Genomic DNA, 25,637 nt, shown 5'->3' on the forward strand with positions numbered 1-25,637 from the left:
TCAAGCTCCAGGAGTGGGTGCGGGTCACCGGGGCCCGGCTGGTGGTGGTCTTCGAGGGCCGGGACGCCGCGGGCAAGGGCGGCGCGATCAAGCGGCTCACCCGTACGGGTGAGCGACCGTCAGTGGTCGCTGCTAGCGTGCCGTTCCGTCAGCAGACGATCGAGGAAGGGCGGTAGCGGCTCGTGAACGTGGCGCGCCACCAGCTTGTGCAGGAGCGGATCACCGAGGCGGCGGAGGGCGTCAGCGGGCGGGTGCTCGACCACTGGTACACCCTCCGCTACGGCCGTCTCGCGATCGGGACGGTCCGGGAGATGGGCGAGGTGCTCCTCGACCACCTCGGCGCACTCAGCCTGGAGGAGGGCGCGCTCGGAGGCGCCCGCGCCGGTGCCGCCCTCGACACGGCGGCCGAGTGCTTCCACGGCGTGCTCAGCCTCGGCTGCTTCCCCCGGGGCGACTTCGAGGTGCCCTTCCCCCTCATCGACGAGACGCTCTCCAGCGAGGAGCTCCGCTTCGACACCATCGACTTCGCCCCCACCGCCGCCACCTGGGTCGACGCCTTCGCGCTGGTCGTGATCAGCGGCCAGATCGGGGAGCGGCGCCGGATGCTCGGCCCGCTGCTGAAGGACGACTACGCACCCTCCGTCCGCAAGGGCCTGCCCTGGTCCGACATCCACTCGACCTCCGAACCGGCCGAGCTCGCCGAGATGGACGCGCTCTGCGACTACCTCGACGTGGTGGAGACGGCCGTCTCCCCCTGGGTCGCACCCGGCCCGCTGCCGCTGCGCAAGCCGGACGCCGCCGAACGGGGCGCCGCTGCCGCGGCCCTGGACGCCGCCGGCGCGCTGACGCCCGACCAGCGCCTGCTGCGCGTCCTGCTCGACGACGACCAGCCCGCCTTCGAGCGCGCCCTGGTCGCACGCCTGGACCTGCACCGGGAGACGACACCCGAGACGGCCCCCGCCCGCAGCCTCCTCCCGGTCGGCCCGATCACCCTGGCGGCCCTGGCCGTCCAGGCCCACGGTTGGCAGCTCGGAGTCTCCTCCGGCTACCTCCCGACGGCACTGATACGACCCCAGGAGGCCCAGGCGGCCCAGGAGCCCCGGCAGGCCTGACCGGTCCCGGGGCCGATCCTCCGTGGCAGCGGTGCGCGGCCGGCGGCGCGAGGGGCCGAAGCCGCACGCCCGAAGGCGATGACGGGATGGTCGGCACGGTGGCGAATCAGCCGTGGACGGGGCCCCACCGGGGCCGCCCGGCGGCGAAGGCACCGGTGCCGCGGCGGGGCGGTGTCGGCTGGGCGGCGTCGCCGGGGCGGGGGGCGGTCGGGGCGCGGCGAGCAGTCCACCGGGGTGTCCGCCGGGCAGTCCACCAGGCGAAACATCCCACCTTTTGACCGGCGGTGTGCCTGTCATCCCGTGGTTCCCCGTCGCCCACCCGGAGTCGCCCCGCATGCCCACCCCTGAGCCCGCCGACGCCCCCGGGCACCACGCCCCCAGGCACCACCCGCTGCACGCGCTGCGCGCCTCCGTCTTCGCCGTCGGAGCCCTGCTGCTGCTCGCGGCGATCGGCGTCCTGGTCCACCAGCCGCTGCTGATCCCCCCGATCGCCGCCAGCGCCGCCCTGGTGCACGGCGCCCCCGGGCTGCCGATCTCCCAGCCGCGCAACGTCGTCGGCGGCCAGCTGATGTCCGCCCTGATCGGCTACGCCACCCTCGCCGTCTCCGGAAGCACCGCCTGGGGCGCCGCGGTGGCCGCCGGGCTCTCCCTCGGCGCGATGATGCTCACGCACCTCTCCCATTCCCCGGCCGTCGCCAGTGCCGTGGTCGTGGTGCTCCAGGCCCCGCACCCGGTGCCGTTCCTCCCGCTGCTGGTGCTGTCCGCCGGGATCCTGGTGGCCATCGGCCTGCTCCCCGGACGGATCGGCGGCCACCCCGTCCGCTACCCGGTCTCCTGGTGAGCCCCGGCGCCCCGGAACCGGCGCACGGGGCTCAGCGCCGGGAGCCGCCCGCCGCCGACACCGGCACCTCCACCACCGGCGTGCCGGCACGGACGACGGGCGCGATCGCCCCGAGGACCGGATCGCAGAAGGCGCGGGCGTCGGCGGCCGCCGGGCCGACCGCCAGCAGGTCCCCGTGCTCGCCGATGAGCGGGGTGTGCTGGTAGGTGAGCGCATGGGAGCGGGCGAGGGCGCGGAACTCCTCGTTCGTCGCGGCGGCCGCCGGGGCCAGGTTGAGCCACCAGGCGCCGGACGCCACGGCGCCGAGCGCACCGGCACGGCGGTCCGTCAGCAGCGCGCGGAGGTCGTCGGGGTCCTCGACGCAGGTCAGCAGCGCTCGCGCCCCGGCCGCGGCCCCCGCGGGTGTCGGGTTCGCGCGGGGGCCGCGGCCGGGGCGGGCGGATCCGGCCGCCCCGGCTTCGGCGGTGCCCCAGGTGCGCACCACGTAGCCGGCCGCGGCGAGTCTGCCCGCGACCCGGACGGCATTGGCGTTCGATCCGAGGACGGCGACGGCGATCACGTGTCTTCTCCCGTGGTGCGAGGCGGTGGTCCGGCGCTGCACCGCCCGGAGCGGCCGCGCGGCGGAGGTGTCGCCAGTGAACCGCGTCCGGGTAAACGAACGATCAACGCCGGGCCCGTCGCCACCGGCCGGGGCGCACCCGTGGCGCCGTCAGCCCCAGCCGGGAGCGGGCGGGAGCGGCCACCGCGGTGGCACCGGGAGCGGGCCGGTCGAGTGGAGCCGCTCGGGCGGGATCCGGCCGGCGAGCCAGCCGAGCAGGGCGTGGCCCGGAGCGGACACGACGGTGCCGGCCTGCGGACCGGCCTCCGGTTCGGGCTCCGGTTCGGGCTCCGCTTCGGCCGGGCGCCAGGTGCGGCCCAGATCGGTGGCGTGCATCCCGGCCAGCGGGAACCGGCGGGCGCCCAGCGCGGCCGCGGCCTCGTCGAGTTCCCGGCCGACGAAGTCGGCGGGCCACCGCGCGGCCGGGTGACCGACACCCAGGTCGACGAGGTGGACCTCCAGCTCCCGCTGCGCCCGGCACAGGACGTACCAGGCCGGGTGCCGCCACCCCGCGAGGGCGGTGACCAGCACCAGCCACCGCTCGGCGGGCCCGGCCGTCGCCTCCTCGACCAGACGGTCCAGGCTCTCCCGCAGGTCCGCGCCGAGGGCGGCCGCGTCCCGCCCCGCGCCCTCGCGCAGCAGCCGGTCGAGGGTGGGGGCGTCCGCCCGGGGCCCGGGTTCGGTACCGGTGCGGGCCAGCTCCAGCAGCCAGTGGTAGACGTCGGCGCTGCGGGCCACGTGCGTGACCAGGTGGGCCCGGCTCCAGCCCGGGAGCCGGGAGGGCCCGCGGGCCTGCGCGTCCGACAACGCCCCGACCGCGGCACCGAACCGTGCCGCCGAGGCGCGCACACCGTCGAGCAGCGCGGACACCTCACCGGGCGGCGCCGACGCCTCGCCCGGTGGCACGGGACTCGTCATCCTTCCGCGCGGCCGGCCCGGTCGCCCTGCTCGGCCAGCGCCTTGATCCCCTCCAGGGTGGCCGTCATGCCCTTGCGGAGGTCCGCCAGGCGGTACTCGACGATCTGCTCCTCGCGGTCCGGCCACCGGTCGATGACCAGGCTGACCCCGCTGCGCCCGGGGCCGATGACGACGGACTGACGCAGCCGGGTGCCGCCCTCCTCGGGGGCGAGGTCGAAGCGCCAGGTGGCCAGCGCGACCGCCGGGCCGAGCCCCTGATCGTCCGACAGGGCGGACGACGTCGGCACCGGCGCGCCGTAGCGGCCGTCCGGGTCGACGACGGCCCACGCGAAGGACCGGTATTCGGCCAGCTCGATCACCTGGCTGACGGTCCGCCAGTCCCCCATGTCGTCGCGGTGGTTGTGGCCCTCGAACCGGGCGCCGGGCGCCGGCCCGTCCGCGCCGTCGAGCCAGCCCACGCGCTGGAGCTCGGGGCTCAGGCGGGCGGGCAGGCCGATGTCGGTGACCAGCCGCCACACCTGCTCCACCGTGGCGTCGACGTGCACCTCGCAGTGCGTCCCCGGACCGTCGGCGTAGCGCACGTCCGTCCCCCTTCGTTCGTTCCGATCGCGGTCGTCCTCATCCTGCACCAGCTGTGCGGGTCGGCACCCGCCGCGCCCCCGCCTGTGCGTCCGGTGCGCGCGAGGACGGCGGGCGGGTTGCCGCCCTGGGCCCACGACGATGATCGATCCTGCCGAACACCCAAGTCAATCCACCGATTTACTGGGAAACCCCCAAGCACTACCTTGGGTCGTCGTGACTCTTGACGACCTCCGCGTCTTCGCCGCGGTCTGCCGGGCCGGCTCGCTGAGCGCCGTCGCCCGCGAGCTGTCCTGCACCCAGTCGGCCGTCAGCCAGCACGTGAAACGGCTCGAACGGGAGCTGGGCCTGACCCTGGTGGAGCGCCGTCCGCGCGGGGTGGTGCCCACCAAGGCCGGCCGCCTCCTGCAGACGGCCGTCGCCACCGGTCTGGGCAGCATCGACCACGCGCTGCGCAGCATCGGCGAACTCGCCCGCGGTGAGGGCGGATCGGTGCGGATCACCACCGGAGCCACCAGCATCCGGCACTTCATGTCCGCCGCCGTGGTCGACTACCGCCGGCGCTTCCCGCAGGTCAGCCTGGAGTTCCAGACCGAGGTCTCCAGTCGGAGCTGCTTCGAGGCGCTCACCGCAGGCCGGGTCGACCTGGCCTGGGTCACGCTCGGCACCCCGGTGCACGGGATCGAGCAGCGGCCGGTGGTCGAGCTGCCCTGGGTGCTGGCCGTCGCCGCCGGGGACCCACTGGCCGCCCGGGACGCCATCGAGCCCGCCGACCTGCAGGACGCCCGGCTGATCGGGCTGCCGCAGAACTCGGTGTCGCGCTCCCAGCTCGACTCCTGGCTGGGGCGGTCCGGCATCCGGCCGGTCTTCGACACCAGCGTCGCGGACTGGGACACCGCGATCCTGCTGGCCGAGCTGGGTCTGGGCCACGCCGTCGTCCCGGCCCTGCCGCAGTGGCAGGGCCCCGGCCACCCCGGCCTGCGGCTGCTGCCGCTGCCCGCGCTCCCCGTCCTCGCGGCCGGCTGGGCCGTCCGCCGCGGGGACCGGCTCTCCCCACTGGCCCGCGCCTTCGCCGACACCGTCGCCGACCACTGTGGCCGGAACACCTAGCTCGCCCGACGGAGCACGGCACCGCGCCCGTCCCCGAACCGTGGACGGATCACGGCGCCTGGTGCGGCTACCGGGCGACCGCCCAGAAACGGCCCGGACCGGGTGCGCCGAACGGTGCCGGCCTTGCGAAGGAGTGCAGGTGCCGGGTGGGGTGGGAGACGCCCGTGGAATTCCTGCGCTCGACCACCCGTCCGGTACGCCGCTGCCCACGGATCCGGAGACGGCAGCCACCGCGGATCCGGCGCTACGGGCCCGCGCGTTCGGCGGCACGGCGCGCTTCGGCCACCGGCGCGAGACGCACCGGTCGCCGCTCGCAGGCGTGCTGCGCCAGGTCGCCCACAGCGAGCTGGGCCGGCCCCCGACGTCGACGCCCGCCTCCGGCAACGGCTGCCGGCCGGCGGGACCCTGGTCACGATGGCCTCCGCTCAGCACCCGGTCGACGAGGGGTTCCCAGCAGCGATGCCGGCCCGGCCGGTCGTCCGGGCGCTGACGGAGGCGGCTTCCGGGGTCGTCGGGCTCGACAAGGACCTCGACGCCTTCGCCGAGGAGGAGGTCGAGGACGCCCACCAGCGGAACGTCGAACCGTGCGGTGCCGCGGATCGTGCTGCACCGGGCGGCCCGCGCGGGGCGTGGGAGGATCCCGGGATGCTGATCGAACGCATCGCCGCGGTGGACTGGGACGCGATCCCGACCCCGGGGCTGCACCTCACGCCGCGGGCCGACGACACCGGGCCGCCCGAGCGTTGGCTGTCCGATCCGGTGGAGCCGCTGCGGCTGCTGGCCACCGCCCGCAGCCGGGTCCAGGTCGCCACCGCGGTGTCCGGGCTGGAGTACAGCAGCGTCATGCACGGCCACATGTCCGCCGTGTTCCCCGCTGCGGTGACGGCCGCGCGGTTCCTGCTGGAGATCGCCGAGCAACCGGATGCCTTCCCGCCGGCCCGCGCGAGCGCCATCGCTCTGCTCGGCGAGTTCCTGACGATGGCGCCGTTCCACGGTTTCCACCGGGTCGAGGGCACCGCGCTGTGCTGTGCGGTGGCCGATCTGCTCCGCACCCGCCGGGCTTTTCTGCGGGCGCTGGACAAGTCCGGCCGGCTGCTGCTCCAGGAGGCCGACACGCACTGGCGCCTCGAGGTCACCGAAACCCTCGCGGACGGCGACGGGGTGCTCGTCTTCGGCGCTCTGGCGGGGCGGTTCCCGGCGGCCAGGGTGCGCGCGGAGCTCCAGCCCGGCGGAGCGCAGCACGCGGCGTCGGTCGAGTACCAGGCGGACGGCCCGGCCGGCGAGGCCTGTCTGCTCCTGGCCGGCCCGGCCGCGCTGCCCGTCGGCGGCGTGCTGCGGCCCGCCGAGTGCGGTGAGCGCGAACACTGAGCAAGCCCCCGAGAGCGCGACCGCCGAGCGAGCACGCCCGCAGGCCCTCGGGCGCTACCGGTCGAGGAAGCGCCGCAGTCCGTCCCGGACGCCCTCGGTGGGCAGGGTGCTCGCGAAGCAGGCCGCCTCGACGGCGAGGCCCGCGTCGACGGGCAGGTCGATGCCCCGGGTGACGGCGCGCAGGCAGGCGGCGACCGCGGTCGGCGCGTGCCGGATGATCCGGTCGACCAGGGCCCTTGCGGTGTCGAGCAGTTCGGCGGCCGGGACGACGGCGTTGACGAGGCCGAGCTCGGCGGCTCGGGCGGCGGTGATCGGGTCGCCGGTGAGGATCAGTTCCAGTCCGCGCTTGCGGCCGACGTGCCGCGGGAGCCGCTGGGACCCGCCGAACGGCGGCGGGAAGCCGAGCGAGATCTCCGGCTTGGCGAAGGTCGCGTGCTCGGCGGCGACGGCCAGTGGGGCGGCCTCGGTGATCTCGCAACCCCCGCCGTAGGCCAGGCCGTTGACGGCCACCACGACCGGCTTCGGGAACTCCTCGATCCGCCGGGTGAGCGCGTGGCCGCGCCGGACGACCTCGCGCAGCGCCCGTTCCGTGCCGCCCGCGATGCTGCCGGCGAGCCAGGGGATGTCGGCGCCGGCGCTGAAGGCCCGCTCCCCTGCCCCGGTGAGGACGACGGCGCGGACGTCGTCGTCGGCGTCGGCGCGGTCGAGGGCGGCGAGCAGCGCGTCGATGGTCGGCCGGTCGAGGGCGTTCAGCTTCCGTTCCCGGTCGATGGTCAGGGTGACGACGTGCCGGTCGCGTTCGGTGCGGACGGTCATGGCGGTTGCTCCGTTTCGCCCGGCAGCACGCGGGGCCCGCGCCGGGGCGGGGCACGCGCACGGACCGCTCGGGGTGGGCCTGGGTGCGGACGGCATCGAGGCTACGAACACCCGCCCGGGACGAGCCACTTATTGTCCTGGATACACGTCGACGGACACGTCGACGGCCCCATGTGGACGAACCCGTGGACGAACCCCATGGGCGGACCCCATCGACCCCGATCCCGGAGGCGCCCGTGCGACCGCCCTCCTACAAGGCCGTCGTCGACGCGTACGCGGCGGCCATCCGCTCCGGCGCGCTCCGGCCCGGCACCCGGCTGCCGACCCACCGGGCGCTGGCCCGCGAGCGGCGGATCGCGCTGGCCACCGCCTCCCGGGTGTACGCCGAACTGGCCGCCGCCGGGCTGGTGGTGGGGGAACGCGGGCGCGGCACCTTCGTCCGGGACCGCTCCGGGTTCGACGGCATCGAGCCCTCGCGCGCACTGCCGGTGCCGCGGGTGGCCGACCTGTCGTTCAACCAGCCGCTCGATCCAGGCCAGGGGGAGCAGCTGCGCCGGGCCCTGCGCGAACTGGCCGCCTCGGCGGACCCGTCGGCGCTGTTGCGCCAGCACCCGCCCGGCGGCCACCGGGCCGACCGGGCGGTGGTGGCGCGGTACCTGCTGGACCGCGGGGTCGACACGGCCCCGGAGCGGGTCGTGCTGACGGGCGGGGCGCAACAGGCGCTGGACTGCGTGCTGCGCGCGCTGACCCGGCCCGGTGACGTGCTCGCCGTGGACGCGCTCGGCTACCCGGGCGTGAAGCTGCTGGCCGCCGCGCACGGCCTGGACCTCGCGCCCGTCCCGGTGACGGCGGCGGGCCCGGACCTCGACGCGCTGGAGCGGCTCTGCCGCGCCCGGCCGGTCCGCGCCGTGTACACGATGCCGACCGTCCACAACCCGCTCGGCTGGGTGCTCGACCCGGCGCAGCGCGAGCGGCTGGCGGACCTCGCCGCCGCGCACGGCTGCACGCTGATCGAGGACGGCACGTACGCCTTCCTGGAGGCGTCGCCGCCCCCGCCGCTGCACGCGCTGGCCCCGGAACGCACCTGCTACGTCGCCGGGTTGTCGAAGAACGTGGCTCCCGGGCTGCGGTTCGGCTTCGCCGTGCCGCCCGGGCACCTGGTGCCGGCCGTGACCGGCGCGCTGCGCGCCGCGGCCTGGGGCGCCCCGGGGGTGGTCACGGCGCTGGCGACGGGCTGGCTCGCGGACGGCACGGTCGCCCGGCTGGAGGCGCGGCGCCGGGAGGACGCCGCCGCCCGTCAGCGGGTCGCCCGGGCCGCGCTGGCGGGTCTCGAGGTCACCGCGCACCCCGCCTCGTACCTGCTGTGGCTCGGGCTGGCGGAGCACCAGCGGCCCGATCGGGCCGCCGCCGTCCTGGCGGAGCAGGGGATCCTGGTGTCCACCGCCGACGCCTTCGCCACCGGCCCGCTCCGCCCGCACGCGCTGCGGCTGGCGCTGGCCGGCCCGCCGTTGGAGGAGCTGGCGGGCGTGCTGGGGCGGCTGCGGGCGGCGGTCGAGTCGATCCCGCCCTGACGTCCCGGCCGGGGCGCCCCGGCCGGACGGTCCGCCCGGACGACTGCCCCGCCCCACAGCGCCGCACCGCCGCTACCCGGCGGCCCCGGCCCCCGCCGCCCGGGTGAAGCGTGCCCCCCACTCCTCGACGAGGACGCGCAGTTCGGCCGGGGCCGTCACCCGGAACTCGGCGCCGAGCGAGCCGAGCGCCATCGCGGGCCAGTCCAGCGAGTCCGCCGTCATCAGCAGCCGGCAGTGCCCGGCGTCCACCTCCTCGACGGTGCCCCAGCGGCCGACGTGGGCGCGGACGGTCTCGGCGGGGGCGGCCACCAGGGCCTCGACCCGGTGCGGGCGGGGCACGCCGTCGAGCCCGGCCCGGACGAACGCGGCGGCGTCCTCGGCGGGGAGTTCGCGGGGGCCGAACCGGGTACCGCTGCCCTGCGGGGAGCTGAGCCGGTCGAGTCGGAAGGTCCGCCAGTCCTGCCGGTCGAGGTCGTAGGCGACGAGGTACCAGCGGCGGTGGAGGCAGACCAGCCGGTGCGGCTCGACGTGCCGTCGGGAGCCCCGGCCGTCGGCGGCGGAGTAGGAGAAGCGGAGCCGCTCGGTGTCCCGGCAGGCGAGCGCCACCGCGGTGAGCCGGTCCGGGTCGACGCCGGGGCCGGCCGGGGTGCCGCCGCCGATGGGCACGGTGACCGCGCGCAGCGCCTCGACCCGGCGCCGCAGCCGGGCCGGCATCACCTGCGCGACCTTGGCGAGCACCCGGACGGAGGCCTCGGCGATGCCCTCCACCGGGCTCTCGGCCGCGGCCTGCAGGCCCACGGCGAGCGCCACCGCCTCCTCGTCGTCGATCACCAGCGGGGGCAGGGCGGCGCCCGCGGCGAGCTGGTAGCCGCCGTCGACGCCGCGCTGCGCCTCGACGGGGTAGCCGAGTTCGCGCAGCCGGTCGACGTCCCGGCGCAGCGTGCGGATCGAGACGCCGAGCCGGTCGGCCAGTTCCCCGCCCGGCCAGTAGCGGTGGGTCTGGAGCAGCGAGAGCAGTCGCAGCGTTCGGGTGCTGGTGTTCGCCATGTCAGCGATTCTCGCGCAATTCAGGCCAGGAACTGACCGCAATGGCCCGTAGCGTGGACCTTGTCCGAGAGAGCAGGAACCGAGCACGACCCGAACGGAAGGCCACACCATGACCGCGACCCCGAGCAGCAGCACCGCCACCGCCACCGGCGAGCGCGCCGACCTGCTGACGGCCCTGGCCAAGCAGCGGCACTTCCTCCGCTTCACCACCCGCGACCTCACCGACGAGCAGGCCGGTCTGCGGACGACGGCCAGCGAGCTGTGCCTGGGCGGCCTGATCAAGCACGTGGCCGCCGTCGAGCGGGTCTGGGCCGACTTCATCGTCGGGGGCCCGTCGGCGATGCCCGACTTCACCGCCTTCACCGAGGAGGACTTCGCCCGCCGGGCCGACGAGTTCCGGATGCTGCCGGGCGAGACGCTGGCCGGCGTGCTCGCCGAGTACGAGGAGGTGGCCCGCCGCACGGACGACCTGGTCGTCGAGCTGCCCGACCTGGGCGCCACCCAGCCGCTGCCGAAGGCGCCCTGGTTCGAGGCCGACGCCGAGTGGTCGGCCCGCCGCGTCCTGATGCACGTCGTCGCCGAGACCGCCCAGCACGCGGGCCACGCCGACATCATCCGGGAGTCCCTGGACGGTGCGAAGAGCATGGGCTGAGCGGGTTCCGGCGGCTCGGCGACCAGGGGCCGAGCCGCCGGAGAACCGGGGGAGGAGGCGGACGGGCCGGGGAGGGAGGGGGCGGACGGGCCGGCCGTCAGCCGCCGACGCCGAGTTGGCGCAGGAGTGTCTGGTTGTCCTCGACGTGCCAGTCCTCGGTGATCCGGTCGCCCCCGGCGTGCTGGATGTCGATCGCGTTGAACTCGACCCGCTGGCCCCGCCCCCGGACGCCCTCGAAGGTGCCGGTGAAGTGGCCCCGGAAGACCAGCCGGGCGGTGATCCGGTCCCCCGTCACCAGGACGTCGGAGAGCTCGCAGGTGAGGTCGGGCACCGCCGCCCGGAAGGCCGCCGAGGCGGCGGCGGGTCCGGCGGGCCCCTGCGGGCGGCCGTCCGGCAGGGTGTTGTCCCGGAACGACGGGCTGATCGCGGCGTCCAGGTACTGCTGCCGGCCGGTGTTCCAGAACGTGTAGAGCTGCTGGGCCAGGTGGACCAGCCGGGTGGCCCGGCGTTCGCCGATCGTGCGGTCGACGGTGAGCGTGCCGGGCCGGACGAGGTCGGGCGAGCGGTCGACCAGCCGCTGCGGCCAGGCCCGCGGGGTGTCCCGGTGCCCACCGCCGCGGGACTGCGCGGCCGCGGTGGTGCCGCCCACCAGGCAGGCCGCCACCGCGAGGGCCACGGTGCCGCGGGCCAGACGGCCCCGGGGCGGAGTCCGGTGCAGGACCCGGCGCCGGCCCTGGCCACTGCCACGCCCTGGTGCCCGCTGCGGAATAGCCACCGGGAGCCCGGAGGCCGTCGGAGTCGTGTGCGTCATCGGAGGTCCTCCCGTCAGGCCAGCCGGCCGCCGCCGTCGACGTGCAGCACCGTGCCCGTGACGTACGGGTTGTCGACTGCGTAGAGGACGGCCTTGACCAGGTCGTCGGGGGTGCCGACGCGGCGGGCCGGGTTGCGCTCGGCGACGCCGCGCAGGAACGCGGCCTTGCCGGAGCCAAGCCCGTCCCAGGAGCCGGTGTCGACGATGCCGGGCGAGACGGCGTTGACCCGGACCGGGGCGATCTCGACCGCGAGCGCCTGGACGAGGAAGGCCAGCGCGCCGTTGGCGGTGGCCATCACCGTCCGCTCCGGCGCCGGGCGCCAGGCGGCCACGCCGGAGAAGAAGGTGAACGAGCCGTCGTCGGCGGCCTGCGGTGCCAGGTGCTTGGCGAGCAGCAGCGGGCCGATCACCTTGGCCGCGAACGCCCGCTGCACGTCGGCGAGTTCGAGGTCCTTCAGGGGGCCGTTGGCGGGCATCGCGGCGGTCGAGACCAGGTGGTCGAAGCCGCCGGCCCGCCGGGCGAGGGCGGCGATCGACGCCTCGTCCGCGAGGTCGACCGGCACCACCTCGGACGGCCCGGACAGCTCACCGGCCGTCCACTCCAGCTTGCGGGGGTCGGGCCCGGCCAGCACCAGCTCGGCGCCGGCCGCCGAGGCGGTCACGGCGAGCAGGCGGCCGGTGCGCGAACCGGCGCCCACCACGATCAGGCGCTTCCCTTCGAGGGCGGCGAGCGCGGGCCGCGGGGTCGGGGCCTGCGCGGACGTCGGGGACTGCGCGGACGTCGAGGACACGGGGTACTCCTTCGGGGGTCTTCGGGTACGGGCGCGGGAACGGGGACGGAAGGTCCCCGGGCCGGGCGTCTCGCCCGGCGGCCACCCCTTGACCCTCCCCCGACTAGTACTCATGCGTCCAAGGCATGTAGTCGATGCCATCGATAAAATCCGCTCATGACAACGCTGCGGCAGCTCGAGTACCTGGTCACCGTCGTCGACACCGGCTCCTTCACGCGCGCCGCCGAACAGCTGCACGTGACCCAGCCGGCGCTGTCCCACCAGGTGCGCGCGCTGGAGAAGGCCGTCGGCGGTCCGCTGCTCGAACGGCTCCCCCGCGCGGTGCGCCTCACCCCACTGGGCCGGGCCGTCCTCCCGCACGCCCGCGCGGCGCTCGCCGAGACCGACCGGCTGCACGCGGCCGCGCGCCGCGCCGGCGGGCTGGACGAGGGCGAACTGGAGGTCGCCACCGTCCACTCGGTCAGCCTCGGCATCCTGCCGCCCGTCCTGCGGACCTGGCGGGCGAGGCACCCCGGCGTGCGGATCCGGCTGCGCGAGTACCCGCACGCCGACCGGCTCCAGGAGGCGATGGCGGCGGGCCGGGCCGACCTGGCCGTCGGGCCGGTACCGGCGGGGTGGGAGGGCCCGATCCGCGAGCTCGGCGTGGAGGAGTTCGTCCTGGTGCTCCCCTCCGACGACCCGCTCGCCGGGCGCCCGGAACAGCCGCTGCCGCTCGGCGCACTGGCCGACCGCGCCTGGGTGCACTACGCCCCCGGCCACGGCCTGGCCGATCTGCTCGACCAGGTCTGCGCCCGGGCCGGTTTCACCCCGCGGGCCGCCGTGCGCACCGAACAGACCTCCGCCGCGCCGCTGTTGGCCGCGGCGGGCCTCGGACCGGCCCTGGTGCCGGCCAACCTCGTCCCGGACCGCTTCGACGCCGCCGTGCTGCTGCCCGACCCCCTGGTGCACCGCACCCTCGCGGCCTACACCCGCACCCGCCCCGACCCGGCCACCACCGCCTTCACCGACCTGCTCGCCCGCCAGGCCTGCGTCACCCCCGAACGCTTCCGGCCGTCCTGACACCGGCCGGTCCCACCGGGACACCGAGCTCCGCCACCGATCCGCCCCGCCCACCCCCGACCCGACCCGATCCGACCGAATCCGACCAGACCTGTCCGAATCCGACTGAACCAATCGCCCCCGTCCGCGCGTTCCTCCCGGTATGAGGAGGTTCATGAAGAGGCTCGGCGCACCCCGGTCCCGGCGGATCCGCTACGGCGCACCCGCCCTGGTCGTGGTCGCGGCGGTGACCGCCGGTCTGCTGTGGTGGCACCCGTGGGCCCAGGACACCCGGCAGAAGCCGATGCGGTTCACGACGGCCACCGGCGGCACGGCCCGCATCGGTACGGGCGAGCACCTGTACCGCTACAAGGTCCGCGCGGAGGACGGCCTCCCGGAGAAGCCCGGGCAGTTCGCCGCCGAGGTGGACGCCGTCCTCGGGGACGTCCGGCGCGGCTGGGCGGCCGGCGGCGAGGCCTCGTTCCAGCGGGTGGCCGCGGACCCGGTGGACTTCACCGTCTACCTGGCCACCCCGGCGACCACCGACCGGATCTGCGGCCAGTACGGCCTGGACACCGGTGGCACGGTGAACTGCGGGGTGGGGCACCAGGTCGTCATCAACGTCAAGCGCTGGCGGGAGCTGTCGGAGTTCTACGTCGGCAAGCCCGCGCTCTACCACGCGCTCGCCGTCAACCACGAGGTCGGCCACGTCATCGGGTACGGGCACGTCGACTGCCCCGGCGAGGGCCAGCCGGCGCCGGTGATGATGCAGCAGATCAAGGGCCTGCACGGCTGTGTGCCCAACGGCTGGCCGTACTCCGACACCGGCACCCTGCTCTCCGGGCCGGCCCTCCCGGCCCCGAGCGCCGCGCCCTGACGGCCACGCGCCGACGGCCACGCTCCCCGACGGAACGGATCACAGGACGACCACAGGGCGACCGGCCACGCCCCGGCGGCCGGCCCGTCGTGCCGAAACCCGCATAATTCTGGTCGTACCTGTGATCGCGCCCGTGGAGGAACAGCGTTGAGCGGCATGCCCGACGGAGAGAGCCTGGACTACCCGCTGCTGCTGGAGGCAGCCTCCGCGGCCGCGCACGCCACCGCCGGGCAGGGCCGCGTCGCCGACTACATCCCGGCTCTCGCCACCGTGGAGCCGGACGCCTTCGGCATGGCGGTGGCGACCGTCGACGGCGAGCTGTACGGGACCGGGGACTGGGAGCGGCCGTTCTCGGTCCAGAGCGTGTCCAAGCTGTTCACCCTCGCGCTGGCCATGGCGCACGGCGGCGACACCGTCTGGACCGGCGTGGGCCGCGAACCCTCCGGCAACCCGTTCAACTCCCTGGTGCAGCTGGAGACCGAGCACGGCATCCCGCGCAACCCGTTCATCAACGCGGGGGCCCTGGTCGTCACCGACCGTCTGCAGAGCATGACGGGCGACGCCGCCGGGGCCGTCCGCGACTTCCTGCGCCGGGAGTCCGGCAACCCGCTGATCGACACCGACCCGGTGGTGGCGGCCTCCGAGGCCGAGCACGGCCACCGCAACGCCGCGCTGGCCCACTTCATCGCCAGCCACGGCAACCTGGAGAACCCGGTCGAGACCGTCCTCGACCACTACTACGCGCACTGCGCGGTCACCGCCAGCTGCCGCGACCTGGTCCTCGCCGGCTCCTTCCTGGCCCGCTACGGGGTGCGCGCCGACGGCACCCGGCTGATGTCGCGCAGCGAGGCCAAGCGGGTCAACGCCGTGCTGCTGACCTGCGGCACCTACGACGCGGCGGGCGAGTTCGCCTTCCGGGTCGGCCTGCCCGGCAAGAGCGGCGTGGGCGGCGGCGTGCTCGCGATACTCCCTGGGCGGGCCGCGGTCTGCGCGTGGGGCCCTCGGCTGGACCAGGCCGGCAACTCGGTGGCCGCGGTCACCGCCCTCGACACCCTGACCACCCTCTCCGGCTGCTCGGTGTTCTGACCCACGGCAGGCCCCTGCCGACCCGGGACCCAACGGAGGCCGGACGCTCCGCCGGCCGACCACCACCGCAACTTCTCACGCCCGTCGCCCGGTTGACCACCGGCCGACGGGCAGTCCGTGGCATGCTCCAGGCGGGGGCCCGATCGTCGTCACGAGGAGTCCGAGAGGAATTGGGGGGAACCGTCCGATGCGTACCGCGTTAGCAGCCCTGCTGGGTCTGGCCGGAGCGGCGGGGCTGGTGCTCAGCTCTTTCCAGCCCTGGTACGGGAAGAGCGATCCGAGGTCGGTGCCGGTGGCCGACCTGTTCCGGGGGATGTCCCCCACGCGCACCACCTCGACCGCGATGTCGATGTTCCTGCTCCTGGCCCTCGCCGCCGGGATCGCGGTGGTCGCCCTGCTGGTGCGGTCCCGGCCCGGGCTGCTGCTGGCCTGCGTGGTCGGGGTGGTCACCGGCGTGCTGTGGATGTACCAGAAGGGCCGCGAGCTGTCGCCGGTCTCGCTGGACGTCACCGACCTGGACAACGGCTTCTGGAACGCCTGCGGAGGCGCCCTGGCGATTCTGCTCGCGGTGGCCCTGCTGCCCCCCAAGCGGGTCTGAGGGCGGGCGCCGGGCCGCGCCCGGCCCGTAGCCCCCGGGGCCCGGCCGTCGCGCGGACGGCCGGGCCCCGGGAGCGCCGCGGAGGCATCGGGGCGGACGGGCCCGGCAGGACCGGCCCGGCCGACCCGGGCCGGAACGACTACTCGACGGTCACGCTCTTCGCCAGGTTGCGCGGCTTGTCGACGTCGCGGCCCAGCGCCACCGCGGCGTGGTAGGCGAGCAGCTGGAGCGGGATGTTCAGGAGCAGCGGGTCGAGTTCGGGCTCGCTCTTGGGGACCAGGATGCAGTGGTCGGCGAGCTTCTCCTCGGGCCTGCGGTGGGCGACGGCGATGACCCGGCCGGAGCGGGCCTTGATCTCGCCGAGGGTGGTGAGGTTCTTGTCGAGCAGCTCGTCGTCCGGGACGAGGGCGACGGTGGGCAGCTCGGGGCTGATCAGCGCCAGCGGGCCGTGCTTCAGCTCGCTCGCCGGGTACGCCTCGGCGTGCACGTAGGAGATCTCCTTGAGCTTCTGCGCGCCCTCCCGGGCGACCGGGTAGCCGCGGACGCGCCCGATGAACATCATGCCGGTGGACCCGGCGTACTCGGCGGCGAGCTCGGCGATCTTCCCGCTCTGGTCGAGCACCTCGCGGATCTGGTCGGGCAGCGCGTTCAGGGCGGAGACGATCCGCCGGCCGTCGGCGGGCGAGAGGTCGTGGATGCGTCCGAAGTGCAGCGCGAGCAGCGCGAAGGCGACCACGGTGGAGGTGAAGGCCTTGGTGGAGGCGACCGAGATCTCCGGCCCGGCGTGCAGGTAGATGCCGCCGTCGCACTCGCGGGCGATGGCGCTGCCCACGGTGTTGACGACGCCGAGGACCCGGCCGCCCTTGCGCTTGACCTCCTGGACGGCGGCCAGCGTGTCGTAGGTCTCCCCGGACTGGCTGACCGCGATGTAGAGGGTGTCCGCCTCGATCACCGGGTTGCGGTAGCGGAACTCGGAGGCGGGCTCGCTGTGCGCGGGGATCCTGGCGAGCTCCTCGATCAGCTGGGCGCCCATCTCGCCGGCGTAGTAGGCGGATCCGCAGCCGAGGATCTTGACCCGGCGGATCTCGCGCAGCTCGCGGGCGTCCAGGTTGAGGCCGCCCAGGTGGGCGGTGGCGAAGCGCTCGTCGAGGCGGCCGCTGAGGGTGCGCTCGACGGAGCCGGGCTGCTCGTGGATCTCCTTGAGCAGGAAGTGCTCGTACCCGCCGGTGTCGTAGGAGTCGATCTCCCAGTCCACGGTGGAGGGCTGGCGGTGCGTGGTGCGGGCGTCGGAGGTGAAGGTGCGGAAGCCGTCGGCGCGGACGGTGGCCAGCTCGCCGTCCTCCAGGTGGACGACCTGGCGGGTGTAGCGGACGAGCGCGGAGACGTCGGAGGCGGCGAACATCTCCTTCTCGCCGATGCCCAGCACGATCGGGCTGCCGTTACGGGCGACCACGATCCGGTCCGGCTGCTCGGCGTCGAGGACGGCGATGCCGTAGGTGCCGACCACCCGGCCGAGGGCGGCGCGGACGGCGTCCTCCAGCTCGACGCCCTCGGTGACGTGCGCGGCGATCAGGTGCGAGAGCACCTCGGTGTCGGTCTCGGAGCGGAAGACCGCGCCGTCCGCGGCGAGCTTGGCGCGCAGCTCGTCGGCGTTCTCGATGATGCCGTTGTGGACGACGGCGATCCGCTCGGCGTTGTCCAGGTGGGGGTGGGCGTTGGCGTCGCTCGGCACGCCGTGGGTGGCCCAGCGGGTGTGGCCGATGCCGGTGCCGCCCTTGAACCGGGCGGGGACGGCGGCGGCGAGGTCGGCGACCCGGCCCTTGACCTTGCGGACCTTCAGGCCGCCGGTGCGCCCGGTGACGGCGACGCCGGCCGAGTCGTAGCCGCGGTACTCCAGGCGGGCCAGGCCCTCCAGCAGGAAGGGGGTCGCGTCCTTGGGGCCGATGTAGGCCACGATTCCGCACATGCGTGGGCTCCTCTTCTGAAGGCGGGAAGGCACTTGGCGATACAGCAATACGGCGATACGTCGATACGGCGGTGGAGCGGTAGGCGGTGAAGCAGCGGGGCGGCGCGGCCGGGGCGCCTGGGCGCCCGCTCGGCGACGGCGCTCAGCCGTAGACGATCCGGCGCAGCTGGCGGGCCGAGAGCTCCGGTGCCGCGACGCGGCGGGCGGGCAGCTCCTCGGCGAGCCGGGCGAAGATCCGTTCGTTGGTCAGTCCGCGTGCCTGGAGCTCGCCGTGGCGGCGGCGGACGTACTCCTCGGTGGTCTCGGAGAAGTAGGCCAGCACCTCGGCCACGATCCGCGCCGCCTCCCGGGGCCCGAGCGGGCTGGTCCGGGTGAGGTGGGCGAGGAGGTCCTCGTGAGGGTGGGGTGAGCTCGACACGAGTGAGGAGCCTAGGCCGCGCCGGTCGGGGAGGACAAAGATCCTGCCCGAATTCGGGCAGACATTACGACTTTCAGCTCAAGAGATCAGCCGATCGGCCCCCAGCGGGCACCCTCGCCCCTCCCCTCCCCTCCCTGCCGCACCTTTCCGTCGCACCCTTGTAGCCGCACCTGGCCGTCACGTAGCGTGACACCCTGAGTACGCAGCGGAAGACCGGAGGCTTGCTGATGTGCGGGATCACCGGATGGGTCGCGTTCGACCGCGACCTCACCGCCGAACGGGACGTCCTCGACGCGATGACGGCCACCCAGCTCTGCCGCGGCCCGGACGCCGGCGCCGTCCGCCTCGAACGGCACGCCGCGCTCGGCCACCGCCGCCTCGCGGTCATCGACCCCGGGGGCGGCACCCAGCCGATGGCCGTCGAACGGGACGGCCGGCTGCTGGCCGCGCTCACCTACAACGGCGAGGTCTACAACCACCGCGAGCTGCGCGCGGAACTGGCGGCGGCCGGGCACCGCTTCCGCACCCGCAGCGACACCGAGGTGGTGCTGCACGCCTACCTCGAGTGGGGCGAGGGCCTGGCCGAGCGGCTGAACGGCATGTTCGCCCTCGCCGTCTGGGACGCCCGCACCGAGGAGCTGCTGCTGGTCCGCGACCGGATGGGCGTCAAGCCGCTGCACTACCACGCCACCGCCGACGGCGTGGTCTTCGGCTCCGAGGTCAAGGCCCTGCTCGCCCACCCCGCCGTCCGCCCGGTCGTCGACCTGGACGGGCTGCGCGAACTCCTCGCCCTCACCCGCACCCCCGGCCTCACCCCCTACCGGGGGATCGCCGAGGTCCCGCCCGGGCACCTGCTGCGGGTGGGCCGCGCGGGCGTCACGACCCGCCGCTACTGGGCGCTCGAGGCACGCGAGCACGCCCACGGCCTGGAGGCCACCGTCACCACCGTCCGGGCCCTGCTGGAGGACGTCGTCCACCGTCAGCTCGACTCCGACGTCCCGCTCTGCTCCCTCCTCTCCGGCGGCCTGGACTCCAGCGCCGTCACCGCGCTCGCCGCCCGGGAGCTGCGGGCCGCGGGCGCCGGCCCGCTGCGCTCCTTCTCGGTCGACTTCGCCGGACAGGGCGCGGACTTCCACGCCGACGAGACCCGCACGACGCCGGACGGCCCCTACGCCCGGCTGCTCGCCCGGCACGTCGGCGCCGACCACCGGGTGATCGAGCTGGCGCCCGCCGAGCTCACCGACCTCGCCCAGCGCTCCGCCGTGCTGCGCGCCCGCGACCTGCCCGGCGGCGTCGGGGACATGGACGTCTCGCTGCTGCTGCTGTTCCGCGGCGTGCGCCGGCACTCGACCGTCGCGCTGTCCGGCGAGTCCGCGGACGAGCTGTTCGGCGGCTACCGCTGGTTCCACGACCCGCGGGCGATCGCCGCCGAGGACTTCCCCTGGGCCTCCGCGGTCAACGCCATCGGCGGCCCGGGCGCCGGCCCCCGCGAGCAGCTACTCGACGCCGACCTGCTCCGCAAGCTCGACCTGCCGGGCTACCGCCGCGCCCGCTACCGCGAGGCGATCGCCGAGGTGCCCCACCTGCCGGCGGCCGACCCTCGGGAACGCCGGATGCGGGAGATCTCGTACCTCAACCTCACCCGCTTCCTCCGCATCCTGCTGGACCGCAAGGACCGGATGAGCATGGCCAACGGACTGGAGGTGCGGGTCCCGTTCTGCGACCACCGGCTGGTCCAGTACGTCTTCAACACGCCGTGGGCGATGAAGCACTTCGACGGCCGGGAGAAGAGCCTGCTGCGCGCCGCCGTCCGGGACCTGCTGCCGCCCGAGATCGCCGACCGGGCCAAGAGCCCCTACCCCGTCACCACCGACCCGCACTACCCGGCGCTGCTGCGCTCCGAACTGGCCCGGCTCGCCGCCGCGCGCACCTCCCCCGTGCTCGGCCTGCTGGACCGCAGGCGGCTGGCGGACGCGTTCGCCCCGGACACCGACCCGCAGTCCGTCCGGCTCGCCGTCGACCTGGCGCTCGACCTGGACGCCTGGCTGACGCAGTACCGGGTGACGCTGGACCTCTGAGGCCCGTCCGCCCGCCGGAGCCGCCCCCGCGCACGGGCCGGCGGCGCCGGCGGCCCAGCGGCTGCACCGTCCGGGTGATCATCGGGAACCATCCCGCCGCACCCGGGCGTCGGACCGTGCGATAGCGTCGCCGACACCTCCCGAATGGCGGGCGAAAACGCGGATTCCCGCCACCGTGCCGTCAGGATGGGAGCGAACCGTCCACCTCGATCCGCCGGGGGATCCCGTCATGCAGCCGCGAGTATTCGCGATTCTCACCGCCCTGCTCCTGGGCGTCCTGGGCCTCGGGTCGGTGGCCGTCACCGACTGGACGCCCGCGACGGCCACCGCGGCGACGGCCCAGGCCGCCACCGGCACCACCCCCGGCACCGCGCCGCCGGCCGGCACCCCGGCCGCGAGCGCCACCCCGACCGGCGACCCGGCCGTGTGGACCCGCTCGACGCTGCGCAACAAGCTGATGGCCGAGATGGACGCCACCGACCCCGGCGTCGCGCTGGCCGACCTCGACAAGATCACCAAGGAGAAGCCGTACACGGTGCGCTTCTGCCACCCGATCGCGCACGAGCTCGGCCACGCGGCGGTCAAGCGCTTCAACGCCGACTTCCAGAAGGTCATCTCCTTCCCGCACGAGACCTGCGCGGCCGGCTACCTGCACGGCGCCGTCGAGGAGATGCTCAACGCCTCCGCCCAGCCCGAGGTGGACCTGCTCAAGCTCTGCGCGCCGAAGAACACCGGCCCGTGCATCCACGGCGTCGGCCACGGCACCATGTTCGTCGCCAAGCAGGACGTCGCCAAGGCGCGCGACCTGTGCAACAAGTTCCCCACCGACCAGAACCGGATCCGCTGCTCCGAGGGCCTGTTCATGCAGCTCTTCGGCCCGGACGAGGAGGACGAGAAGGCCAAGGCGAACCTGCCCGCCGACAAGCTCGCCCAGGACCCGCTGTACCCCTGCAAGGACCAGCCGTCCCTGTTCCAGTCCGCGTGCTTCTTCTACGCCCCGACCTTCTACCTCTCCTCGCACGACTACCCGAACCACCCCGAGGTCTACGCCGACGCCCTCAAGTGGTGCCTCAACGGCAAGGCCAGCGGCGGGGCGGTCGACTGCAGCCGCGGCGTCGGCTCGCGCACCATGAAGTACAACCTGGACCGCGAGGACTGGGCCGCCCAGCAGTGCGCGACCGCCGCCGACGGCTGGCAGCGCAAGGCCTGCGCCGAGGGCCTCGTCAGCTACTACACGGTCAACTACACGGACGGCGGCGCGGCCGGCCGGCTCTGCTCCAAGATCACCAACAAGGAGATGCAGGGCTACTGCCGCTCCGCGAGCGGTCTCTCCGCCTCCCTGGACTGACCGGCCCCCGGGGCGACCGCTCCCGTCCGCCACGTCCCACCCACCGGGCCCGCGCCACACGGCGCGGGCCCGTTCCGTAGGATCGGCCGCTCAGGGTGCGCCGAGGACGCCGCGCCTCCCCCCACCCCTGGAGAGCCGCCGCCATGACCACCGAGGACCCCCGCGCCGGGCTCCGGCCCGGGTCCGGCCCCGAGCCCCGCACCGAGCCCCGCGCCGAGTCCCGCGCCGAGTCCGGCAGCGCCGCCCACGCCGAGTTCCGCGGCGCCGCCCACGCCGCCGCCGACCTGGTCTCCGACTACCTCGCCGGACTGCCCGCCCGCCCGGTCTGGCAGCCGATGGACGACACCGCCCGCACCGCCCTGCTGGACGCGCCGCTGCCCGCCGACGGCCGCCCGCTCGCCGAGCTCCTCGCCGCCATCGACCGGGACGTCCTCCCCCACCCGATGGGCAACGGCAACCCGCGCTTCTTCGGCTGGGTCAACTCCGCCCCCGCCCCCGCCGGAGTGCTCGCCACCCTCGCCGCCGCCGCCATGAACCCCAGCTCGGCCGGCGGCGACCACGCCGACGTCCACCTGGAACGCGCCGTGGTCCGCTGGATCGCCGAACTGGCCGGCTTCCCGCACCCGCCGGGCGGCGGACTGCTCACCTCCGGCACCTCGATGGCGACCATCGTCTGCCTCGCCGCCGCCCGCAACCGGGCCGCCCGCCGCGCCGGGTGGGACGTCCGCGAGGACGGCCTGGCCGGCCTGCCGCCACTGGTCGGCTACGTCACCGGCGAGACCCACTCCTGCGTCCGCAAGGCCGCCGAACTCCTCGGCCTCGGCAGCCGGCACCTGCGCACCGTCCCCACCGGCCCGGACGGCCTCCTCGACCCGGCCGAGCTGCGCGCCGCCGTCGACCGCGACCGGGCCGCCGGACTGCTCCCCTTCCTGGTCGTCGCCTCGGCGGGCACCGTGGGCACCGGTGCCGTCGACGCGTTCGGCCCGCTCGCCGACCTCTGCGCCGAGCAGCAGCTCTGGCTGCACGTCGACGGCGCCTACGGGGCCTTCGGGCGGCTCGACCCCGCGATCGCCCATCGCTACGCCGGCCTCGAACGCGCCGACTCCCTCGCCCTCGACCCGCACAAGTGGCTGGGCGTCCCGGTCGACTGCGGCTGCGCCCTGGTCCGCGACCCCGAGGAGCTGCGCGCCACCTTCAGCCTCGTCCCCTCCTACCTGCGCGACGAGGCCGCCGGCGCGCTCGGCTGGTTCTCCGAGTACGGCACCGAGCAGACCCGCCCGTTCCGCGCCCTCAAGGTCTGGGCCACCATCGCCCACAAGGGCCGCAGCGGCCTCGCCCGCGACATCGCCCGCTGCACCTCGCTGGCCCGCCGGCTCGGCGAACTGGTCGAGGCCGACGGGCAGTCGGAGCTGCTGGCCGAGGTGCAGACCTCCATCGTGGCCTTCCGGCACCGCCCGGCCGGCCTGGGCGAGGAAGCGCTCGACGCGCTGAACCGCGAGCTCCCGGCCGCCGTCCAGCGGCGCGGCCGGGTGTTCGTCACCGGGGCGCGGCTGGACGGGCGGGAGGTGCTCCGCGCCTGCCTGCTCAACGCCGACACCACCGAGGCCGACCTGCACCTGCTGCTCGCCGAGGTCGCCGCCGCGGCCGCGGACCTCCGACCGTAACGCGCGCCCGGAGACCGTAACCGCCGGGTCACGGGGGGTGCGCGGTCGGGAAACACCCGTTGGGCACCGTGGTGCCATGGAGCACACGGAGCACCAGACGACCCGGCCCGCACCCGACCTCCCCCGCGCCCCGCAGCGCGGCGCCCGCACCCACCGCTGGCGCCGCGACACCGTCGAGCTCGCGGCCGTCTTCGTCTCGGTCACCGCGGCCGACCTGGTCGCCAAGATCGTCGTCAGCGGCCCCGACGGCCCGGTGGTCCTCGCCACCTCCGCCCTCGCCCTGCTCGGCACCGCCCTCTTCCACGCCTGGTGGTCCCACCGGCACCACCTCCACGGCCCCCCGCCGCCGACCGCCCTGTGGCGGGTGCGCACCACCGGACGCAGCACCCCCACCGACCTCGCCCGCGTCCACACCGCCCTGGCCGGGCGGCAGGTCACGCTGCTCTCGCTGCAGCCCCACCCGCTCCCCCACACCACCGTCGACGAGCTCTACCTCCGCGCCCCGCACACCCTCACCCCCGCCGACCTCACCAGCCTCCTGGCCACCGGTCAGCCGCTCCTGGACACGCCGACCCGCATCGGCTGAGCACCTCGGCGCCCTCCCGGATCAGCGCGGGGACGGCGCCGGCACGAGGCGGTAGGCGGGCAGGCCCCGGCGGCGGACCAGGAACTCGGCGACCACCAGGTTGGGCAGCCAGCACAGGAACGGCAGCGCCGCGTAGGCGTTGTCGAAGGCCCGGTCGCCGTCGAGGTCACCGCCGGCGGTGAGCAGCTGGAGCACGATCAGCACGCCCAGCCACACCCGCAGGGTGACGGCGGCGTAGGTGAGGGCGAAGCTGCGGATCATCCAGGCCCGGTGGCCCGCCAGGTCGCCCGCGCGGACGGCCCGGTAGCCGCGCCAGGTGGTCCAGGCCCAGAGCAGCGCGAGGGTGCCGAACCCGAAGAAGCCGTCGAAGGCGATCGAGCTGACGAAGGACATCACGAACGCGGCCGCCGCCCCGACGCCCACCCCCAGCGCGTACACCCGGCCGGTCCACCGGTGCACCCGCGGTGCTCTTCGGCGCAGCGCGGCGGAGAACTGGAACGGGCCGACCAGCAGGGCCAGCGAGGCCGTCACGACGTGGACGTAGAAGACGACCTGCACGGCGTACGGGCGGTCGGCGTAGGCGGCGGACACCCCGCCGTCCGACGCGGAGATCGGCAGACTGGCCCGGGTGCAGCTCGCCAGGACCGCACCGACGATGGCGAGCGACGTCAGCAGGACGACGACCCAGCGGACCCGCCCGCCGCGTCCGGTCCGTGCGGTGCCGGTCGGTTCGGTGCCGGTCGGCCCGGCCCCGGCGATGGTGCTGGTCATCCGGTGACCCGCTCTCTGCTCGGTGGGAGGCGTTCGGGCGGCCGGGCGCGACGGCGCACGCCCGGCCGCACCGGAGGCGCTGACCCGCCCGCGCCCCGCCAGTCTGGCCGGGCTCGGCCGCCCACCCCATGGAGCAACCCCCCACCCCGGTAGGGGGGTTACCCCCATGGCTGGCCCGTAGCCCGGGGTACCGCCGCCGTCGCGGTCCGCGAGGTGGCGAGGCGTCACCGAACACCCCGTCACGGGTGGCTGACACCTGATCCGGCCGCGGGAGGGGACCGGCCGTGACGGTCCGGAAGGTTCGTTACGCAGCCGATGGGCGGCTGTGACACGACCGGCCGGGGACCGCGACACGGGCCTCCTACCGTCACTGACGACGCGCCGGCCAGCAGGGCCGGACGGCGTTCGTGACGAAGGAGAGACCCCGTATGAGCAGGAGCCGTACCGACCGTTCGCCCGTCCGCCGCGTGCTGGCGGTCTGCGCCCTCACCGGAGGCGCGCTGCTGACCGCCGTGACCGGCGGCCAGGCCTGGGCCGACGGGTCCGGGGCCGCCCCCGCACCGGCCGCCAAGCCCGCCACTGCCCAGGAGGCCGGCTCGGGCACCGGGGCCGCCCCCGCACCGGCCGCCAAGCCCGCCGCCGTCCAGGACGCCAAGCCCTCGGCCGGGTCCGGCGCCGTGCCGACCGCGACGCCCAGCCCCCTGCCGCCCCGCGCGGCCCAGCCCTCCGCCGCCCCGGCGGTCGTCGGCCGGGAGAGCGCCACCCCCTCGCCCGCGCCGAAGCCCGCCGAGGGCGGCGGCCAGCCCCAGGTCAAGGACGTGCCCAAGGGTGCCGCCCAGGCCGGTGACGGGTCCACCGCCACCGACCACAGCGGTCTCGCGCTGGCGGGCGGCGGAGCCCGGCCGACGTACGGGCGGATCCCGACGGCCGGGGTGCTCCCGAACGCGCCGAGCTTCGACACCCTCGGGGTGTTCACCGCCGACCTGGCCGGGG

General features: G+C 75.4%; 24 protein-coding genes and 2 pseudogenes. 16 read left to right on the forward strand and 10 right to left on the reverse strand.

What is annotated here, in order from left to right; genetic code table 11:
• The 3 genes and pseudogenes from AB0N04_RS36850 to AB0N04_RS36860 form a co-directional block, all read left to right on the forward strand.
• Window positions 1-131, forward strand: a pseudogene (locus tag AB0N04_RS36850) (hypothetical protein); the annotation flags it as partial.
• Between the two features lie 51 nt (window positions 132-182).
• Window positions 183-1,112, forward strand: a complete 930-nt coding sequence (locus tag AB0N04_RS36855) for an immunity 49 family protein (RefSeq protein ID WP_360218262.1) — start codon at window positions 183-185, stop codon at window positions 1,110-1,112.
• A 334-nt stretch (window positions 1,113-1,446) separates the two neighbouring features.
• The gene (locus AB0N04_RS36860) at window positions 1,447-1,953 is read left to right on the forward strand and encodes an HPP family protein (RefSeq protein WP_360218265.1); all 507 of its coding nucleotides are present in this window, start codon (window positions 1,447-1,449) and stop codon (window positions 1,951-1,953) included.
• Between the two features lie 31 nt (window positions 1,954-1,984).
• Here AB0N04_RS36860 and AB0N04_RS36865 read toward each other — a convergent pair whose 3' ends face one another.
• The 3 genes from AB0N04_RS36865 to AB0N04_RS36875 all read right to left on the reverse strand — a co-directional run bounded on the left by AB0N04_RS36865 (window position 1,985) and on the right by AB0N04_RS36875 (window position 4,050).
• Window positions 1,985-2,512 (reverse strand): NAD(P)-binding domain-containing protein, encoded by a 528-nt coding sequence (locus AB0N04_RS36865; RefSeq protein ID WP_360218268.1) that lies wholly within the window; start codon window positions 2,510-2,512, stop codon window positions 1,985-1,987.
• Window positions 2,513-2,662: 150 nt separating this feature from the next.
• A complete protein-coding gene (locus AB0N04_RS36870) occupies window positions 2,663-3,457 on the reverse strand; it encodes a maleylpyruvate isomerase family mycothiol-dependent enzyme (protein WP_360218271.1) in 795 nt (264 codons plus the stop codon).
• 8 nt (window positions 3,458-3,465) lie between these two features.
• Window positions 3,466-4,050 (reverse strand): SRPBCC family protein, encoded by a 585-nt coding sequence (locus AB0N04_RS36875; protein ID WP_360218274.1) that lies wholly within the window; start codon window positions 4,048-4,050, stop codon window positions 3,466-3,468.
• Between the two features lie 214 nt (window positions 4,051-4,264).
• Here AB0N04_RS36875 and AB0N04_RS36880 point away from each other — a divergent pair, with 214 nt between their 5' ends.
• Together AB0N04_RS36880 and AB0N04_RS36885 are read left to right on the forward strand one after the other, a co-directional pair.
• Entirely contained in the window at window positions 4,265-5,158 is an 894-nt protein-coding gene (locus AB0N04_RS36880) for a LysR family transcriptional regulator (protein WP_360218277.1), read from the forward strand.
• A 414-nt stretch (window positions 5,159-5,572) separates the two neighbouring features.
• On the forward strand, window positions 5,573-6,526 hold the full coding sequence (locus AB0N04_RS36885; protein ID WP_360218280.1) for a hypothetical protein: 954 nt from the start codon (window positions 5,573-5,575) through the stop codon (window positions 6,524-6,526).
• Between the two features lie 54 nt (window positions 6,527-6,580).
• Here AB0N04_RS36885 and AB0N04_RS36890 read toward each other — a convergent pair whose 3' ends face one another.
• Window positions 6,581-7,342, reverse strand: a complete 762-nt coding sequence (locus AB0N04_RS36890) for an enoyl-CoA hydratase-related protein (protein ID WP_360218283.1) — start codon at window positions 7,340-7,342, stop codon at window positions 6,581-6,583.
• A gap of 236 nt (window positions 7,343-7,578) precedes the next feature.
• Between AB0N04_RS36890 and AB0N04_RS36895 the strand changes: the two genes are divergently transcribed.
• Window positions 7,579-8,913 carry a PLP-dependent aminotransferase family protein gene (locus AB0N04_RS36895; protein ID WP_360218286.1) on the forward strand — a complete coding sequence of 445 codons (1,335 nt, stop codon included), beginning with the start codon at window positions 7,579-7,581 and terminating at the stop codon, window positions 8,911-8,913.
• A 72-nt stretch (window positions 8,914-8,985) separates the two neighbouring features.
• Here AB0N04_RS36895 and AB0N04_RS36900 read toward each other — a convergent pair whose 3' ends face one another.
• Window positions 8,986-9,960 (reverse strand): YafY family protein, encoded by a 975-nt coding sequence (locus AB0N04_RS36900; protein WP_360218289.1) that lies wholly within the window; start codon window positions 9,958-9,960, stop codon window positions 8,986-8,988.
• A 109-nt stretch (window positions 9,961-10,069) separates the two neighbouring features.
• On the opposite strand from AB0N04_RS36900, the gene AB0N04_RS36905 reads away from it, so the two are divergent.
• Window positions 10,070-10,612: a DinB family protein gene (locus AB0N04_RS36905; RefSeq protein ID WP_360218292.1), complete on the forward strand. Its 543-nt coding sequence runs from the start codon at window positions 10,070-10,072 to the stop codon at window positions 10,610-10,612.
• Between the two features lie 97 nt (window positions 10,613-10,709).
• On the opposite strand, the gene AB0N04_RS36910 is transcribed toward AB0N04_RS36905, so the two are convergent.
• Window positions 10,710-11,288 carry an ester cyclase gene (locus tag AB0N04_RS36910; protein ID WP_363365658.1) on the reverse strand — a complete coding sequence of 193 codons (579 nt, stop codon included), beginning with the start codon at window positions 11,286-11,288 and terminating at the stop codon, window positions 10,710-10,712.
• Window positions 11,289-11,437: 149 nt separating this feature from the next.
• Entirely contained in the window at window positions 11,438-12,214 is a 777-nt protein-coding gene (locus AB0N04_RS36915; protein ID WP_360218298.1) for an SDR family oxidoreductase, read from the reverse strand.
• A 156-nt stretch (window positions 12,215-12,370) separates the two neighbouring features.
• On the opposite strand from AB0N04_RS36915, the gene AB0N04_RS36920 reads away from it, so the two are divergent.
• The 4 genes from AB0N04_RS36920 to AB0N04_RS36935 all read left to right on the forward strand — a co-directional run bounded on the left by AB0N04_RS36920 (window position 12,371) and on the right by AB0N04_RS36935 (window position 15,813).
• Entirely contained in the window at window positions 12,371-13,273 is a 903-nt protein-coding gene (locus AB0N04_RS36920) for a LysR family transcriptional regulator (RefSeq protein ID WP_360218301.1), read from the forward strand.
• 154 nt (window positions 13,274-13,427) lie between these two features.
• The gene (locus tag AB0N04_RS36925) at window positions 13,428-14,129 is read left to right on the forward strand and encodes a DUF3152 domain-containing protein (RefSeq protein WP_363365659.1); all 702 of its coding nucleotides are present in this window, start codon (window positions 13,428-13,430) and stop codon (window positions 14,127-14,129) included.
• A 156-nt stretch (window positions 14,130-14,285) separates the two neighbouring features.
• Window positions 14,286-15,215: a glutaminase gene (locus AB0N04_RS36930; RefSeq protein ID WP_360218307.1), complete on the forward strand. Its 930-nt coding sequence runs from the start codon at window positions 14,286-14,288 to the stop codon at window positions 15,213-15,215.
• Window positions 15,216-15,402: 187 nt separating this feature from the next.
• Window positions 15,403-15,813 carry a hypothetical protein gene (locus AB0N04_RS36935; protein WP_360218310.1) on the forward strand — a complete coding sequence of 137 codons (411 nt, stop codon included), beginning with the start codon at window positions 15,403-15,405 and terminating at the stop codon, window positions 15,811-15,813.
• Window positions 15,814-15,952: 139 nt separating this feature from the next.
• Here the strand turns inward: AB0N04_RS36935 and glmS are convergent, their stop codons facing one another.
• Window positions 15,953-17,779, reverse strand: coding sequence for a glutamine--fructose-6-phosphate transaminase (isomerizing) (glmS, locus tag AB0N04_RS36940; protein ID WP_360218313.1), 1,827 nt, complete (start codon window positions 17,777-17,779; stop codon window positions 15,953-15,955).
• A 142-nt stretch (window positions 17,780-17,921) separates the two neighbouring features.
• The gene (locus AB0N04_RS36945; RefSeq protein ID WP_244178662.1) at window positions 17,922-18,197 is read right to left on the reverse strand and encodes a hypothetical protein; all 276 of its coding nucleotides are present in this window, start codon (window positions 18,195-18,197) and stop codon (window positions 17,922-17,924) included.
• 227 nt (window positions 18,198-18,424) lie between these two features.
• Between AB0N04_RS36945 and asnB the strand changes: the two genes are divergently transcribed.
• The 4 genes from asnB to AB0N04_RS36965 all read left to right on the forward strand — a co-directional run bounded on the left by asnB (window position 18,425) and on the right by AB0N04_RS36965 (window position 23,873).
• Window positions 18,425-20,275 (forward strand): asparagine synthase (glutamine-hydrolyzing), encoded by a 1,851-nt coding sequence (gene asnB / locus AB0N04_RS36950; RefSeq protein ID WP_360218316.1) that lies wholly within the window; start codon window positions 18,425-18,427, stop codon window positions 20,273-20,275.
• A gap of 229 nt (window positions 20,276-20,504) precedes the next feature.
• Entirely contained in the window at window positions 20,505-21,623 is a 1,119-nt protein-coding gene (locus tag AB0N04_RS36955) for a hypothetical protein (protein ID WP_360218319.1), read from the forward strand.
• Window positions 21,624-21,766: 143 nt separating this feature from the next.
• A complete protein-coding gene (locus AB0N04_RS36960) occupies window positions 21,767-23,287 on the forward strand; it encodes a pyridoxal-dependent decarboxylase (RefSeq protein WP_360218322.1) in 1,521 nt (506 codons plus the stop codon).
• A gap of 76 nt (window positions 23,288-23,363) precedes the next feature.
• On the forward strand, window positions 23,364-23,873 hold the full coding sequence (locus AB0N04_RS36965) for a hypothetical protein (RefSeq protein WP_360218325.1): 510 nt from the start codon (window positions 23,364-23,366) through the stop codon (window positions 23,871-23,873).
• A gap of 21 nt (window positions 23,874-23,894) precedes the next feature.
• Here AB0N04_RS36965 and AB0N04_RS36970 read toward each other — a convergent pair whose 3' ends face one another.
• Window positions 23,895-24,644 carry a DUF2306 domain-containing protein gene (locus AB0N04_RS36970; RefSeq protein ID WP_360218328.1) on the reverse strand — a complete coding sequence of 250 codons (750 nt, stop codon included), beginning with the start codon at window positions 24,642-24,644 and terminating at the stop codon, window positions 23,895-23,897.
• A gap of 428 nt (window positions 24,645-25,072) precedes the next feature.
• Here AB0N04_RS36970 and AB0N04_RS36975 point away from each other — a divergent pair.
• Window positions 25,073-25,637: pseudogene (locus tag AB0N04_RS36975) on the forward strand (hypothetical protein); the annotation flags it as partial.

It is taken from the genome of Kitasatospora sp. NPDC051702, from assembly GCF_040681575.1.
Taxonomy (GTDB): Bacteria; Actinomycetota; Actinomycetes; order Streptomycetales; family Streptomycetaceae; genus Kitasatospora.